The organism is Mycobacterium sp. 3519A, assembly GCF_900240945.1.
Taxonomy (GTDB): domain Bacteria; phylum Actinomycetota; class Actinomycetes; order Mycobacteriales; family Mycobacteriaceae; genus Mycobacterium.
Genome location: NZ_OESG01000014.1, coordinates 243,151 through 257,170 on the forward strand (window position 1 = coordinate 243,151; position 14,020 = coordinate 257,170).

Below are 14,020 nucleotides of genomic sequence, written 5' to 3' on the forward strand. Positions count from 1 at the left end.
GGCTCCTCTAGATCGGCGGGGTGGCTCTGCCCTGCATGGCTTCCCACACCCGCGACGGCGTCAGCGGCATGTCGGCGTGCCGAACCCCGAACGGCGCCAACGCATCCACCACGGCGTTGACCACCGCGGGCGGAGATCCGACGGTGGCTGACTCGCCGATACCCTTCGCCCCGATCGGGTGATGCGGCGACGGCGTGATGGTGAAACCGGTCTCCAGGTTCGGCACCTCGACAGCGGTCGGGATCAGATAGTCCATCAGCGAACCGCCGAGGCAGTTGCCTTCCTCGTCGAACGCGATCATCTCCATCAGCGCCATGCCGATGCCGTCGACGATGCCGCCGTGCACCTGACCCTCGATGATCATCGGATTGATCCTGGTGCCGCAGTCGTCGACCGCGAGGAACCGGCGCACCTTCACCACAGCCGTCCCCGGGTCGATGTCGACCACGCAGAAGTATGCGCCGTAGGGATAGGTGAGATTCTCGGGGTTGTAACAGATTTGCGCGTCGAGACCACCTTCGATGCCGTCCGGTAGATCACCTGCGCCGTGTGCGCGCATCGCGATGTCCTGGATGGTCACCGAGGCCGAGGGGTCACCCTTGACGTGGAAGCTGCCCTTGTCCCACTCCAGGTCGGCGACCGATGCTTCGAGCATGCCGGAGGCGATGATCTTGGCCTTGTCGCGGACCTTGCGCGCCACCAGGGCGGCGGCCGCACCCGACACGGGCGTCGATCGACTGCCGTACGTTCCGAGCCCGAACGGCGTCTGATCGGTGTCGCCGTGCACCACTTCGATGTCGTCGGGCGGGATGCCGAGTTCTTCGGCGACGATCTGGGCGAACGTCGTCTCGTGGCCCTGGCCCTGGGTCTGAACTGAGAGCCGCACAACGGCTTTGCCGGTCGGATGCACCCGCAGTTCGCAGCCGTCGGCCATGCCGAGCCCGAGGATGTCCATGTCCTTGCGTGGGCCCGCGCCGACGGCCTCGGTGAAGAACGCCATGCCGATGCCCATCAGTTCGCCGCGCTCACGCCGCTGGGTCTGCTCGGCACGCAGCGCGTCGTAGCCGATCATGTCCATCGCCAGCCGCATGGTCTTCTCGTAGTCACCCGAGTCGTACACCCAGCCGGTCTTCGACTTGTACGGGAACTGCTCGGGTTTCAGCAGATTCGCCAGCCGCAGCTGCGCCGGATCCATCTGCAGTTCGTGCGCCAGACAGTCCACCAGTCGCTCGACGAAGTACACGGCTTCGGTGATGCGGAACGAGCACGCGTAGGCCACCCCGCCCGGCGCCTTGTTGGTGTACACCGCGGTCATGTGGCAGTAGGCGGCCTCGATGTCGTAGCTGCCAGTGAACACCCCGAAGAAGCCTGCCGGGTACTTCACCGGTGCTGCGGTGCCGTTGAACGCGCCGTGATCGGCCAGCACGTTGGACCGGATCGCGAGGATCTTGCCGTCCTTGCTGGCGGCGATCTCGCCGACCATGATGTAGTCGCGGGCGAAGCCGGTGCTGGTCAGGTTCTCGCTGCGGTCCTCCATCCATTTCACCGGTTTGCCGAGCAGCAGCGAGCCGACGATGGCGCAGACGTAGCCCGGATAGATCGGCACCTTGTTGCCGAATCCGCCGCCGATATCGGGCGAGATCACCCTGATCTTGTGTTCGGGCAGGCCCGCCACCAACGCGTACAGCGTGCGGTGGGCGTGCGGCGCCTGGCTGGTCGACCAGAGCGTCAGCTTGCCGGTCACCGGGTCGAGGTCGGCCACCGCGCCGCAGGTCTCCATCGGTGCGGGATGCACTCGGGGATAGACGATTTCCTGCTTGACCACGACATCGGCCTTGGCGAAGGCCGCCTCGGTGGCGGCGGCATCGCCGGTCTCCCAGTCGAAGCAGTGGTTGTCCGTCTTGCCGTCCAGGTCGGTGCGGATCACCGGGGCGTCGGGGTCAAGCGCCTTGCGGGCGTCGATCACCGGGTCGAGCGGGTCGTATTCGACGTCGATAAGTTCCAGTGCGTCCCTGGCGGCGTACCGGTCGGTCGCGACCACGAACGCCACCTCCTGACCTTGGAACCGCACCTTGTCGGTGGCCAGCACCGCCTGCACGTCGTTGGACAGCGTCGGCATCCACGCGAGGCCCTTCTCGGCGAGGTCGGCACCCGTGACCACCGCCTTGACCTTCGGATGTGCTTGTGCCGCAGTGGTGTCGATGCCGACGATGCGGGCGTGCGCGTACGGCGACCGCAGGATCGCCAGATGCAGCATGCCGGGCAGTACGACGTCGTCGACGTAGTTGCCGCGTCCCCTGATGAACCGCGGATCCTCCTTGCGCAGCATCCGACCGTGTCCGCAGGGCTTCTGATCGTTGTCGGCGGTATCTTCCGGCCGGATTTCGGTGGTGGTCATGCCTTCGCCTCCACGTCGGCGTGCTCGGCGGCCCACTGGATGGACCGCACGATCGTGGTGTAGCCCGTGCAGCGGCAGATCTGCCCGGAAATGGCCTCCCGGATGGTCTCCTCGTCGGGATCCGGTATGCGGTCGAGAAGTGCGCGCGCGGTGATCATCATGCCCGGCGTGCAGAACCCGCACTGCAGTCCGTGGCACCGCATGAAGCCCTCCTGCACGGGATCCAGTCGGCCGTCGGTTTCGAGGCCTTCCACGGTGCGGATGCTGTGTCCGCCCGCCATCGCCGCGAGCACCGTGCACGACTTGACGGGTTCACCGTCCATCTCGACGACGCAGGTGCCGCAGTTGCTGGTGTCGCAACCCCAGTGAGTTCCGGTGAGCCGCAACTGGTCCCGCAGGAAGTGAACGAGCAGTGTGCGAGGCTCGACCTCGGCGGTGACCGGTTCACCGTTGACCGTCATGGTGACCTGCATGGCTAATTCCCTTCCACAGCCGGGGCGTTGCGTATCCGCCGCACCGCGCTGCGCAGTGTTCGGACGGTGAGTTCGCTGGCGAGGTGGCGCTTGTACTCCGCGCTGCCCCGCATGTCGGTGACCGGGCTGCAGGCCTGCGCGGCGTCGCGCCCGGCGTCGGCGAAGGTGTCCTCGGTGGCGGGCCTGCCCGCCAGGCCCGCGCCGACGGCGGCCAGTGCGGCAGCGTCGGTGTTGACCGCCGTCAACCCCAACCGGGCCGTCACGATGGTGTCCCCGTCGAGCGTCACCGCGGCGCCCGCCGCGGCCACCGCCCAGTCGCCGACTCGCCGCTCCACCTTGGCGTAGGCACTCGAGCTGTTGTGCCGCAACGGAATCCGTATCTCGATCAGGATTTCATTGTGGGCCAGCGACGTCTCGTACGGACCGGCGAGGAAATCGTCGATCGGGATCTCGCGTTCACCGGACGGGCCGCGGGCCAGGCAGACCGCGTTCAGCACAGTGCACACCGTGGTGAGATCCTCGGCCGGGTCGGCCTGGCACAGCGAACCTCCGACCGTGCCGCGGTTGCGCACGACGGGATCGGCGATCACGCGTTCGGCGTCGCGGAAAATCGGGCACACCGCGGCCAGTTCGTCCGACTCCAGGGCCTCCCGGTGACGCGTCATCGCACCGATCCGCACCAGCGTCGGGTCGATGCCTGATGTCGCCGGCCTTCCGGCTCCGACCACGATGTAGCCGAGTTCGGGGACCAGGTCGTTGATGTCGACCAGGTATTCGGGGTTGGCGATGCGCAATTTCATCATCGGCAACAGGCTGTGCCCCCCGGCGACGAGCATTGCTCCGTCACCGAGTCGGTCGAGTAACCCGATGGCGTGATCGACGCTGGTGGCACGTTCGTATTCGAAGGGTCCTGGAACCTGCATGCTGCGAGTGTTCGCTGGGCTGTAGGCGGCGTCAATAACGGGTTAAGTGATCGCTTAAGTCACTAGTCTTGCAAGCGTGACACCGGCTCAACTACGGGCATTTTCAGCTGTCGTGCGCCACGGTTCGGTCCACGCTGCGGCGGAAGAACTGGGGATGTCCGATGCGGGCATCTCCATGCACGTCGCGCAGTTGCGCAAGGAACTCGACGATCCGTTGTTCTCGCGCACGTCGGCCGGCCTGGCGTTCACCCCTGGCGGGTTGCGGCTCGCCAGTCGCGCGGTGGAGATCCTCGGGTTGCAGCAGCAGACCGCGATCGAGGTGACCGAGGCCGCGCACGGGCGGCGGCTGCTGCGGGTCGCGGCGTCCAGCGCGTTCGCCGAACACGCTGCGCCGGGGTTGATCGAGTTGTTCTCATCGCGCGCCAAGGATCTGTCCGTCGAGCTGAGCGTGCACCCGGCGAGCAGGTTTCGCGAACTGATCGCCTCGCGCGCCGTCGACATCGCGCTCGGCGAGGTCGTCCAGCCGGGCGCGGCCGACCGCGACGCCGATTCCGCGATCGTGGTCCGGCCGTTCCTGAACTATCAGATGCTCACCGTGACGCCGCCGGGGAACGCCGCACTCACTCATCCGCCGACCCCCGCATCGCTGCGCGATCAGCAGTGGATGCTGGGGCCGTCGGCCGGCAGCGCCGACGGTGAGATCGCGGCGATGCTGCGCAGATTGGCGATACCGGAAGCCCAACAGCGGATTTTCCAGAGTGACGCGGCAGCGCTGGAGGAGGTGCAGCGGGTCGGCGGGGTCACCCTGGCGATCGGCTTCACGGTCGGAAAGGACCTGGCCGCGGGCCGGCTGGTGCAGCTGAAGGGCGACGGGCTGCAGGCGCCCGGTGAGTGGAGTCTGCTCACGCTGACGCCGGCCGCCCGCCAGCCCGCGGTTTCCGAGCTCGTGCGGTTCATCACCACGCCGCGGTGCACCCAGGCCATGCTGCGCGGCACCGGCGTCGGCGTGACCCGGTTTCGGCCCAAAATCCACGTCACGCTGTGGAGCTAGGCCGCGGCTGCCGGATGCCCGCTGGATAGCCGAAAGCCCGCATTTCGTTGCGAATGCGATGATTTTTCAGCAATCTCGCTTTTGCTATGTGTGCCTTCTATCGGCGCATTTTCTGGTTATTGCAAGGATTTACCGCTGCATTTCGTTGCTATTGACCGTCATCCCGCTGTGATTCTTACGCAGCCGTAGATTTGCCCTTGGTGGTTTAACTGACGTGGGAGTAAGTTTTGTGTGTCTAACGTCACAACGCCATAAAGGGGTGCCATATGCACACTGCGCTTCGCCCGTACGTGACGACCGGCGTGGCTCTGGTCGGGGCCAGCGTCATCGCCGTCAGTCCCATCTCGCCACCGCCCGCCGAGATAGCCGCCGCCGCGCCGCGCGTTTCATCTGCGTCGGTCGAGCTGACCGCGGCCTTCGATCCCATCACCGCGTACAGCCAACTGGTTAGCAACACAGTCAACAACATCTTGGGCCTCGCCGGCGAGGTGGCGGCCAACCCAGCACCGATCCTGCAGCAGGTGCTTGCCAATTCGATCGCCAACGCGCAGACGCTCGTCACCGCGCTCCAGGGAGCGGGGAACGGCCTGTTGAACGCGGTTCAGGGCCTACCCGCGACGCTTCAAACCGCCGCCGGCCAGTTGTCGGGGGGCAACTTCGCCGGTGCGCTGGACACCGTGTTCTCGTATCTGGGCGGTGCGCTGCTGTTCGGCGCCGGGCTGCCTCTGTTGACAGGAGTGATACCAGTCGCTCAGAACGTTGTTGGCAATATCAATAACGTCGTACAGAACGGCGTCCTCGCACTACTGCTGCCCGTCCTCGGCGTGCTTTACCCGGTGAACGCCACCGTATCGGCGATCGGCGCGCTCGGCCAAGACATCGTCGACTCGGTCGGCGGCGGCGATGTCGTCGGCGTCGTGAGCGATCTCCTCAGCGCCCCTGCCGTGCTCGCTGACGCCTTCCTCAATGGGTTCCCCGGTGGCATTTCCTCACTCATCGATCCAGCCGGCGGCCTGCTTACCACCGCCGCAGGTGTCGGATTCGGGACGATCGAGAATGTGCTGCAGGCTGCCAACATCATCGCGGGCTTGCTCACCGCGCCTACCGCAACCGCGAAGGTAACCAGCGCCAGCACGGCGAGCGACAACCTGGTCACCCTCAATGTGACGTCCGATCCGCAGAACAGCGCGGATGTGAAGGACCAGTCAGGTCAGGACGTCGGCCCGCAGTCGGTCGACAGCAGCACCGTCAGCGATGCCGTCAAGTCGGCCACCACAAACCGGTTGGCCAAGACTGCCAACGGCGCAACCGAGCTGAGCAACGGCAATCCGGCCGACCCGGCCACCGCTGCCACGCCGTCGGCTCCCCGCAAGCGGGCAATCGACGCCATCGGTAAGGTGCAGGCCAAGCTGACCGACAAGCTCGGTGAGGCGCCCTCCGGTCTCGACGCGGCCGCCGACCACGTCACCAAGACACCGCCCGCCAAGACTGCCAAGCCGGCTAAGACCGCCAAGACTGCCAAGCCCGCCGCCGGCGATACGGCAGACAAGGACAGCGGGGATAGCGCTTCCGGGGACACCACCAAGTAGTCCCCATTTGAAATCGGCTTACGGCACAGCCGCTTCCAGCGCACGAATCAGGCTCGCGGCGTCCCACGGGCCCTTGTGCCGCTTGCCGTTGACGAAGAACGTCGGCGTGGACTTGAGGTCCATCAGTTCGGCGTCCTGCGCGTCGTCCTGCACCCGGTGCAGCACCTTGGTCGGATGCACCCGCACGTCCTGGTCGAACCGTTCGAGGTCCAGACCCAACTCGTTGGCGTAGCGGTAGATGTCCGACCACTCCAGTTGATCCTGGTTGGCAAACAGCATCTCGCTCATCTCGAAGAACTTGCCCTGCAACCCCGCTGCCTCCGCGGCCCGCGCGGCGTCGAAGGCGCGCGGATGCACCCGCTCCAGCGGCAGATGACGCCACACATACCGCAGCCGGTCGCCGAAGTGTTCGACCACCTCGTCGATGGCTCCGGTCGCCCGGCTGCAGAACGGGCACTCGAAGTCGCCGTACTCGACCAGCGTCAGCGGGGCCTGCGGGTTGCCGCGAATGTGATCGCGCTCGGGGTCGACGGGCCGAATCAACTTGAGCCCCACCGGTTCAGGCGGACTCAACTTGTCGGTGATCCGGAAGATCGCCCAGCCCAGCGCGAACGCGGCCACCGAGGCGAGCAGCACGCCGACGCGCGCCTGGTCCTGGCGCGCCGGTTCGGAGATCGCGATGTCGACGATGAACAGCGCGATGGTGAAACCGATTCCGGACAGCGCCGCTCCGCCGGCCACCCGCTGCAACTGTGCGCCGGGCGCAAGCTGGCCAAGACCGGTCCGCTGCATGAACCATGTCGCGCCGGTGATGCCGATGAGTTTGCCGATCACCAGACCCGCGACGATGCCCCAGGTCAGCGTCGAGCCCATCGCGGCCGTCACGCTGTCCCAGTCCAACCGGACCCCGGCGTTGGCCAGCGCGAACAACGGCAGCACCACGAACGACACGTAGGGCCCGACGTCGGTCTGCAGTCGTTCGTTGATCGAGATCGACTCCCGCAGACCGCGAGTGGCGGCCCTGGCGTACTGCGAGTTGGGCGACTGCCGGAAGGCGCGGATCATCTCGACAGTCGACTCCACCTGCTGGCGATCAGGGGTGAAGACGGGGATCAGCAACGCGACCGCGACGCCGGCGAGGGTGGGGTGAATGCCCGCGGCGGACAACGCGACCCACAGCGCGAAGCCGAGCACCGCGTAGGCAGGGCCGCGCGCGGCGGGCAGGAACCGGACCAACGCCAGCGCGGCGATCAGGACAATCGAGACCACCAGCGGGACCACCGCGATGTGGTCGGAGTAGAACAGGGCGATCACGCAGAGCGCGCCGATGTCGTCGACAACGGCCAAGGTGAGCAGGAAGATCCGCAGCCGAGACGGGTATTTGGGTCTGATGATGGCCAGCGCGCCGATCAGGAACGCGGTGTCGGTCGAGATCACCACTCCCCATGCGTGCGTGTTCTCCCCGGACGGATTGAACAGCAGGAAGATGACGGCGGGCAGGGTGAGCCCGGCGATCGCGGCGACCACAGGTACCGCGGCACGCGCCCGATCGGTGAGCTCGCCGATCGTGAACTCGCTGGTGACCTCGAGTCCGACGATGAAGAAGAAGAACGTCATCAGGCCGTCGTTGATCAGATGCTTGACGGTCATCTCGAAGGTGTGATCACCGAAGGTGAAGCCGACGTGAGTGTCCAGCAATGTCCAATACGTCTGCGCCCACGGCGAATTGGCCCACAGGATGGCCACCACGGTGAATGCCAGCAACAGCGCGGCCGCAGTATTCTCCTTGGTGCCAGGCGCTTTGGGATCGCGGCTGAAGCGCCCCGGCAGCAGGCGAACGATGCGCGGCAGCGGCTCGGCGGTCACTCGTCGTCGCTCGCCGCGGCTGTCGCGTGGGCCGCCTCCATCAGCATCCAGCCCGACAACTGCACCGACAGATCGCGTTCGGGAACCTCGGAGGCGTTGACCGCGCCCTCGACGAACTGCGCTTCCGTCCCTGCAGCGCTTGGTATTTCGGCGGTTCGGTCCCAGAACGCTGCGAACAGCGGCAGGCCGTCGACGGTCTGCCGGTTCTCCCATGCCGACTCGGCCGAGGTGAGCACCAGCGTTTGGGCGATGTCGCGGGCCTCGGCGTCCGCGGGCCCGTTCCGCGGCAGGGTGGTGACCACCAGCGCGAGGTAGCGGGCCAGGATGCCGTTGAACAGTCCGCCGTCACCGCCGCCCGCGCCCTTGATGATGCCGTCGGGCGCCATGTGCTCGCGCACCGCCTTGACCAGCCTGTGCACCCGCTCGGCGTGCTGCGGGTCTTTCGTCCGTGCGGCCAGTTCGGTGTCAAGGCCGATCACCACGCCCTGGCAGTAGGTGTACTGCGCGCGCACCAGGGAGCCTGCCTTGATGCCGTCGAACACCAGATGGGTTTCCGGGTCGATCAACGTTTCGTCGATCCAGTCCGACATCTGCTGCGCGCGGCGCAGTCGGTCGTCATAGCGGGACAGGAAGATGGCCGCGGGCCCGTTCGCGGGGGCGTTGAAGAACTGGTCCTGCTTGCGCCACGGGATGCCGCCGCCGTCCTCGGGCACCCAGGCGTTGAGGAACTGTTCGGAGAGCTTCTTCAGTGCGCCCGGTTTCTCGACACCGGCCAACCGGCCTGCCCGCTCCAGCGCCAGCGCAAGCCACGCCATGTCGTCGTAGTAGTCGTTGGTCCATCCGGTGTTGCGCAACCAATGCGCGCGGATCTGGCGCTCGATCTTCGTCTTGCGCTCCGGTTGCGGATCGCGCACCTGCGCGTCGACGAGGTTGTCCAGCAGATGCGCCTGCCACCAGTAGTGCCAGATGCCGAACGTGCGGTGCCTGCGCGACGCCGGCCACGCGACGACGCCGAGTTGGGTGCCCGGCAGTCCCCACAGCTTTTTCAGGTGTCGCTTGGCAATCGCCGTCTCCGCGCTCGCCGCGCGGTTAGCCCATACCTGATCCATGGGACCGATCCTGCCCTACCAGGCGTTGGAAATGTCCGCATGTTGAGTGATCCAGGTGTGCATCGCGATACCCGCAGCAACACCGGCGTTGATGCTGCGGGTCGAGCCGAATTGCGCGATTGACACGGTCACCGCGGCGCCTGCCTTGGCGTCGTCGGTAATGCCGGGACCTTCCTGCCCGAAGATCAGAAGGCAGTCCCGCGGCAACGCGGTGTGCTCGATGCGGACCGACCCGGCGACGTTGTCGACGGCGACCACGGTGAGGCCTGCGTCGGCGGCGAAGGCCAGCAGTCCGGCCGTGCTGTCGTGGTGGTGCAACCGCTGATAGCGGTCGGTGACCATGGCGCCGCGGCGGTTCCACCGGCGCCTGCCGACGATGTGCACGGTGTGGACGGCGAACGCGTTGGCGGTGCGGACCACCGCGCCGATGTTCGCGTCGCTGCCGAAGTTCTCGATCGCGATGTGCAGCGGGTGCCTGCGCCGGTCGATGTCGGCGATGATGGCTTCCCGCGTCCAGTACCGGTACGCGTCGACGACGTTGCGGGAGTCGCCGTCGCGCAGCAGCGCGGGGTCGTAGCGCGGGTCGTCGGGAAGCGGCCCCTGCCAGGGGCCGACGCCGGGCCCCACACCCCATTCGGTGGGTCCCGGTTCGGCGGCGACATCAGGCCTGGGTTCCGTCATGTCGACGTCCACAGCGCGGCGTGGGTGCCCGCCACCGACACCGTCGCGTACAGCAGCGCCCTGTTGATCTCGCCCTGGGTGCACAGCGACACCCGGACTTGGACCGCGTCCCGCGTCGAGTCGGGCAGCACCAGCACCGACGCGCCGTAGATGTCGCAGGCGTGGCTCAACCCTGGCGCCGGCAGCGTCGGTGCGACGAACACCATCAGTGGACCGCCGCGGCGGCCCGAGTCGTCGCGGTATCGCGTTGCCAGCCCATCGATTTCGAGGCCGAGCAGCATGTAGCCGTTGCCGGAGAACGCGCTGGGATCACCCACCGCCGTGGGGTCGAGTTGCGCACCGTCGGCGCGGAACGCGTCGACGCTCGTCGTCTTCAACACCAGCCCGGTGTCGTTCTCGTTGGTGGGCAGCAACCCGACGGGAAACGCCGCCGGGTAGGCGGCGACGGTATCGGGGATCCGCTCGCGCGGGGAGTATGCGTATACACCGCGCACCTGGGACCGGTCACGCTGCGGTCCGAGGCACGCCGTGCCGGTGATCCGGTCCGGGCTCGGCGCCGAAACCGGTTGCAGCCCAAGGCTTGTCACGTCCTTGCAGCCGCCGATGGCGTTGGCCTCGATCGGATGCGTCAGTGCGCCGTACAGTCCGAACCGGATGTCCTCGGCTTTCGCGTGCGGCTTGTCCTGCTCTGCCACCGACCCGTCGACGTCCACGAGTACGTAGTCGGCGTCGAACCGCAGATTCTTCAGCGTGAGGTTCCAGCCGAGGATCGACTGCGTCTGGCCGATGGCGGTGGCCTGCGTCGAGTACGGATGCGGGCGCGCGTCGCTGCCGGAGCATCCGGATACCACCATGACGACCGCCGCGACGGCGGCGATGAGCGCACGCACCGGCTCAGGTTCTGTTTCGGCCGCGACCTACAACCTTCGTCATGGCGCGCAACACATTTCGCGGCACCACTCGGCCCCCGGTGGTGAGCGCCTTGTACTGCAGGCCCGGCACGATCACCACCTTGTTCCTGGCGACGTCGACCATGCAGTCGCGCACGACGTCGTCGACCTCGAGCCACAAGAACGACGGTGTTCCGCTCATCTCGATGCCTGCGCGCGCATGGAATTCGGTGTGCACGAAGCCGGGGCACAGCGCATGCACCCCCACCCCGGTGTCGGTCAGGCCGTTGGCCAGCCCTTCGGAGAACGCGATCACCCACGCCTTGGACGCCGAATAGGTGGAACCGCGGCCGGGCAGCAGGCCCGCGACGCTGGCGACGTTGATCACGGTGCCCTCGTCGGCGGCCAGCATCGGCGGCAGCGCCGCGTGCGTCAACTGCATCACCGCGGTCACGTTGACGTCGAGTTGGTTCTGCAGCAGCGCATAGTCGGCGGTCCAGAACTCGCCCGACGTGCCGAATCCCGCGTTGTTGACCAGCACCCGCACACCCGCGGCCAGTCGATCCGCCACCTTCGCGCGGTCGGCTTCCTGGCCGAGGTCGGCGACCAGGACTTCCACGTCCGCGCCCGCCTCGTCATGCAGTTCGGCGGCGAGGCACTCCAACCGCTCGGCATCGCGGGCGACCAGCACCAGGTCGTAGCCGTCGATCGCGTAGCGGCGGGCGAACCCCGCGCCGAGCCCGGACGTCGGTCCAGTGATCAGCGCGACGGGGCGAGACATGCGTATGAGAGTAACTACCGCTGGTAGTGCGGAGACTGCCGCCCATTGCGTGATGGCGGCGGCGGAGGACGGCGCACCCCTTCGGCGCGGCCTGCCTCAGGCCGGGGGGCGTAGCGGGGTACGTCAGCGCGACCCGGCGGCAGGTCGGTGCGGCCCGGAGGCAGCTCCGAGCGGGCCGGGGCGGGCGTGAGCGGGCGACTGGGTGAGCCGCTGCGCCGCGCGACGGGCTGGCCGCCTGCGCCCTGCGGAACGGGTGGCAGCACGCGCAGCAGGTCGTTGAATTGCCGGACGGTGCGCAGACCTTCGTCCCACTGGGCGCGGGTGCTGGTCACCGGCATCGAGACCAGCGTCCAGTTCTGCTCGTTCCACATGATCTCGGCGCAGTCGGGTGCGGTGTGCGCGAACGTCACCATGCGGCGGTCGCAGGCGCGCCTGGCGGCGTCGAGGTTGGTGGAGTACACCATCCGCGGGCCGATCGCGCCGAGCAGCCAGATGTCGTTCTCGCGCGGCTCCTTGATGCCCTTGAGTCGAAGGTCGACGACGACATTGGTACCGACCTTGCGGTGCAGCGCGATGACCGTCGCGACGTCCTCCAGATCGAAGATGAACACGGCTTCGCCGCGGATCTGGCCGAGCACCACGTTCTTGGCGTTGATGTCACCGACGGTCGACATCACGCCGCGCTTCCAGCGCTTCATGATGTCCGCCGATTCGTGCTCGTAGTCGAAGCCGTGCGACTTCGCCCAGGACTTCCTGCGGCGGCCCAGGCCGCGTCGACGGTCGATGTCGACGTACAGCAGCACCGCCGCACCCACGAAACAGAGTGCGGACAGCGTGAACCAAAGCGGGACCATCGTCGCCTAGCCTACTTGCCGGGGCCACGTAATCCCGAACTCAACGAGATCACGGTCACATCTCAGGAGCAATCTGGCAGAAGATCGCCGCGGCCAGCGCCAGAATCTCCTCGCGATCGACCGCCAGAATGAACCCCGCGGCGATCGCGCTGTCGAGCGCAGCGGTGAACCGTTTGAGGTAGTCGGCCGCGCCGCCGGGATACAGCCTCTCCAGCGTCGGGGCATCGAACAGTTCACCGGAGCCGAACAGGAACGACATCGGGCTCTCGGCGGGCGCCAAGCCCGACGTCCGCGCGATCGGCACGTCGACCCAGGGGGTGCGCACCCCGCCCTTGGCGAGCCCGTTGACGTCGAGCAGCAACTCCGGCGGGTCACCTTCGGTCATCGCGATGGGCTCGGCGCTCGGTGCCGGCTGACCGCGCCGCACCCAGGTGTTCAGCCCCGCGACGGCGGCCTGCAGGACGTAGTGGTGTTGCGGGGCGAAGTTGACGAAGTAGGACAACCGCGTGCCCAACAGTTCGTTGGTCGGCGTGTACGCCGCCGCCAGGTCTTCCAGCGCGGCCGATCCGCTGTCGATGAAGCTGACCCGGATCGTGTAGTTGTCGGCGTGCGCGGTGCCGGGGACCTCCCACGCCCGGAAAAGCTGGCTATCGGGTTGTCTCGCAAGGTGATATCCGGCCCGCTGGCCGCCGATGAGGTCGGTCTCGGTGATCACCGTGATTACCGGGACCCGCACCGACAAAAACGGCACCGGCCGAGCCGCGATCTCGTCGAATACGCTGGTGCCGTCCAGCGGCGCGGCGGGCCCGAAGCGGGAATGCACCAGGAATCCATCGTAGACCGCGGCGGTCGGGTCGACCTCGTTGACATAGGTGGTCAGGAACATCGCGGATTGTGATTCGCCAACGGCCAGAACGGCTTCCGGCTCGAGGCCGTCGATCGCGCCGTCGCGGATCAGCAGGCCGACCTGGGAGAAGATGTCGTAGGCGAACTTGTCACCGGGATGGTGCAGGCCCGAATAGCGTTGAGGATTCTGGGCTTTCAACGACATGTCGGCACCCACCAGGCTGGCTCCGCCTTCGACACCGACCCGCTGCGCCGACACCGCGACGAAACCGCAACCGGCGCGGACGATCTCGCGATGTGCCATCAGCCAGACGGCAGGCGCGTCGATGCCTCCGCTGACGTTGAGCCATTCGACGATCACGGTGCCGGTGAACTTCGTCGGATCGGTTGGTGTCACGACGACGATGCGGGTGGTGTAGTCCGCCGTCTTCCCGTCGTGGGAGCGCGCCGTCCCCGAAACGAAAAACTCCTCGGCGCCGTAACCCAGCGTGGCCAGGTCATAGGCGCCGAGGAGCAAATTCGGCTTACCGGGAGCGGCTTCGACAGACGTCACCCGCGA

12 protein-coding genes are annotated in these 14,020 nt (G+C 67.1%); 2 read left to right on the top strand and 10 right to left on the bottom strand.

Going from position 1 to position 14,020, the window contains the following annotated elements; translation table 11 throughout:
- Window positions 1-7 precede the first annotated feature (7 nt).
- The 3 genes from C1A30_RS22360 to C1A30_RS22370 are packed head-to-tail and all read right to left on the bottom strand — an operon-like array spanning window position 8 to window position 3,794.
- Window positions 8-2,398, bottom strand: a complete 2,391-nt coding sequence (locus C1A30_RS22360) for an aerobic carbon-monoxide dehydrogenase large subunit (protein ID WP_101950580.1) — start codon at window positions 2,396-2,398, stop codon at window positions 8-10.
- Window positions 2,395-2,871 carry a (2Fe-2S)-binding protein gene (locus C1A30_RS22365; RefSeq protein WP_101950581.1) on the bottom strand — a complete coding sequence of 159 codons (477 nt, stop codon included), beginning with the start codon at window positions 2,869-2,871 and terminating at the stop codon, window positions 2,395-2,397. Before C1A30_RS22365 ends, C1A30_RS22360 begins: the two co-directional genes overlap by 4 nt.
- A gap of 2 nt (window positions 2,872-2,873) precedes the next feature.
- The gene (locus C1A30_RS22370) at window positions 2,874-3,794 is read right to left on the bottom strand and encodes a xanthine dehydrogenase family protein subunit M (RefSeq protein ID WP_101950582.1); all 921 of its coding nucleotides are present in this window, start codon (window positions 3,792-3,794) and stop codon (window positions 2,874-2,876) included.
- Between the two features lie 76 nt (window positions 3,795-3,870).
- Between C1A30_RS22370 and C1A30_RS22375 the strand changes: the two genes are divergently transcribed.
- Both C1A30_RS22375 and C1A30_RS22380 read left to right on the top strand, forming a co-directional pair.
- Complete coding sequence (locus C1A30_RS22375) at window positions 3,871-4,845, top strand: LysR family transcriptional regulator (protein ID WP_101950583.1); 975 nt, start codon at window positions 3,871-3,873, stop codon at window positions 4,843-4,845.
- A gap of 290 nt (window positions 4,846-5,135) precedes the next feature.
- A complete protein-coding gene (locus C1A30_RS22380) occupies window positions 5,136-6,434 on the top strand; it encodes a hypothetical protein (RefSeq protein WP_160112779.1) in 1,299 nt (432 codons plus the stop codon).
- An 18-nt stretch (window positions 6,435-6,452) separates the two neighbouring features.
- Here C1A30_RS22380 and nhaA read toward each other — a convergent pair whose 3' ends face one another.
- From nhaA to C1A30_RS22415, 7 genes are read right to left on the bottom strand one after another with little or no spacing between them, the layout of a single operon-like run.
- A complete protein-coding gene (nhaA, locus tag C1A30_RS22385; protein ID WP_101950585.1) occupies window positions 6,453-8,300 on the bottom strand; it encodes a Na+/H+ antiporter NhaA in 1,848 nt (615 codons plus the stop codon).
- The gene (locus tag C1A30_RS22390) at window positions 8,297-9,409 is read right to left on the bottom strand and encodes a glycoside hydrolase family 76 protein (RefSeq protein ID WP_101950586.1); all 1,113 of its coding nucleotides are present in this window, start codon (window positions 9,407-9,409) and stop codon (window positions 8,297-8,299) included. The genes nhaA and C1A30_RS22390 overlap by 4 nt, the downstream gene beginning before the upstream one ends.
- 15 nt (window positions 9,410-9,424) lie before the next feature.
- The gene (locus C1A30_RS22395; RefSeq protein WP_101952805.1) at window positions 9,425-10,090 is read right to left on the bottom strand and encodes an RNA methyltransferase; all 666 of its coding nucleotides are present in this window, start codon (window positions 10,088-10,090) and stop codon (window positions 9,425-9,427) included.
- Window positions 10,087-10,980, bottom strand: coding sequence for a hypothetical protein (locus C1A30_RS22400; protein WP_101950587.1), 894 nt, complete (start codon window positions 10,978-10,980; stop codon window positions 10,087-10,089). The genes C1A30_RS22395 and C1A30_RS22400 overlap by 4 nt, the downstream gene beginning before the upstream one ends.
- A 4-nt stretch (window positions 10,981-10,984) precedes the next feature.
- The gene (locus tag C1A30_RS22405; RefSeq protein WP_101950588.1) at window positions 10,985-11,761 is read right to left on the bottom strand and encodes an SDR family oxidoreductase; all 777 of its coding nucleotides are present in this window, start codon (window positions 11,759-11,761) and stop codon (window positions 10,985-10,987) included.
- Between the two features lie 14 nt (window positions 11,762-11,775).
- Window positions 11,776-12,615 (bottom strand): trehalose monomycolate transport factor TtfA, encoded by an 840-nt coding sequence (gene ttfA, locus C1A30_RS22410; RefSeq protein ID WP_101950589.1) that lies wholly within the window; start codon window positions 12,613-12,615, stop codon window positions 11,776-11,778.
- 55 nt (window positions 12,616-12,670) lie between these two features.
- A complete protein-coding gene (locus tag C1A30_RS22415) occupies window positions 12,671-14,014 on the bottom strand; it encodes an alpha/beta hydrolase domain-containing protein (protein ID WP_101950590.1) in 1,344 nt (447 codons plus the stop codon).
- Between the last annotated feature and the right edge of the window lie 6 nt (window positions 14,015-14,020).

What these genes read in the sequence shown, in the direction of transcription:
- C1A30_RS22360 (WP_101950580.1), bottom strand. Translation starts at nt 2,398, where the DNA reads ATGACCACCACCGAAATCCGGCCGGAAGATACCGCCGACAACGATCAG.
- C1A30_RS22365 (WP_101950581.1), bottom strand. Translation starts at nt 2,871, where the DNA reads ATGCAGGTCACCATGACGGTCAACGGTGAACCGGTCACCGCCGAGGTC.
- C1A30_RS22370 (WP_101950582.1), bottom strand. Translation starts at nt 3,794, where the DNA reads ATGCAGGTTCCAGGACCCTTCGAATACGAACGTGCCACCAGCGTCGAT.
- C1A30_RS22390 (WP_101950586.1), bottom strand. Translation starts at nt 9,409, where the DNA reads ATGGATCAGGTATGGGCTAACCGCGCGGCGAGCGCGGAGACGGCGATT.
- C1A30_RS22395 (WP_101952805.1), bottom strand. Translation starts at nt 10,090, where the DNA reads ATGACGGAACCCAGGCCTGATGTCGCCGCCGAACCGGGACCCACCGAA.
- C1A30_RS22405 (WP_101950588.1), bottom strand. Translation starts at nt 11,761, where the DNA reads ATGTCTCGCCCCGTCGCGCTGATCACTGGACCGACGTCCGGGCTCGGC.
- ttfA (WP_101950589.1), bottom strand. Translation starts at nt 12,615, where the DNA reads ATGGTCCCGCTTTGGTTCACGCTGTCCGCACTCTGTTTCGTGGGTGCG.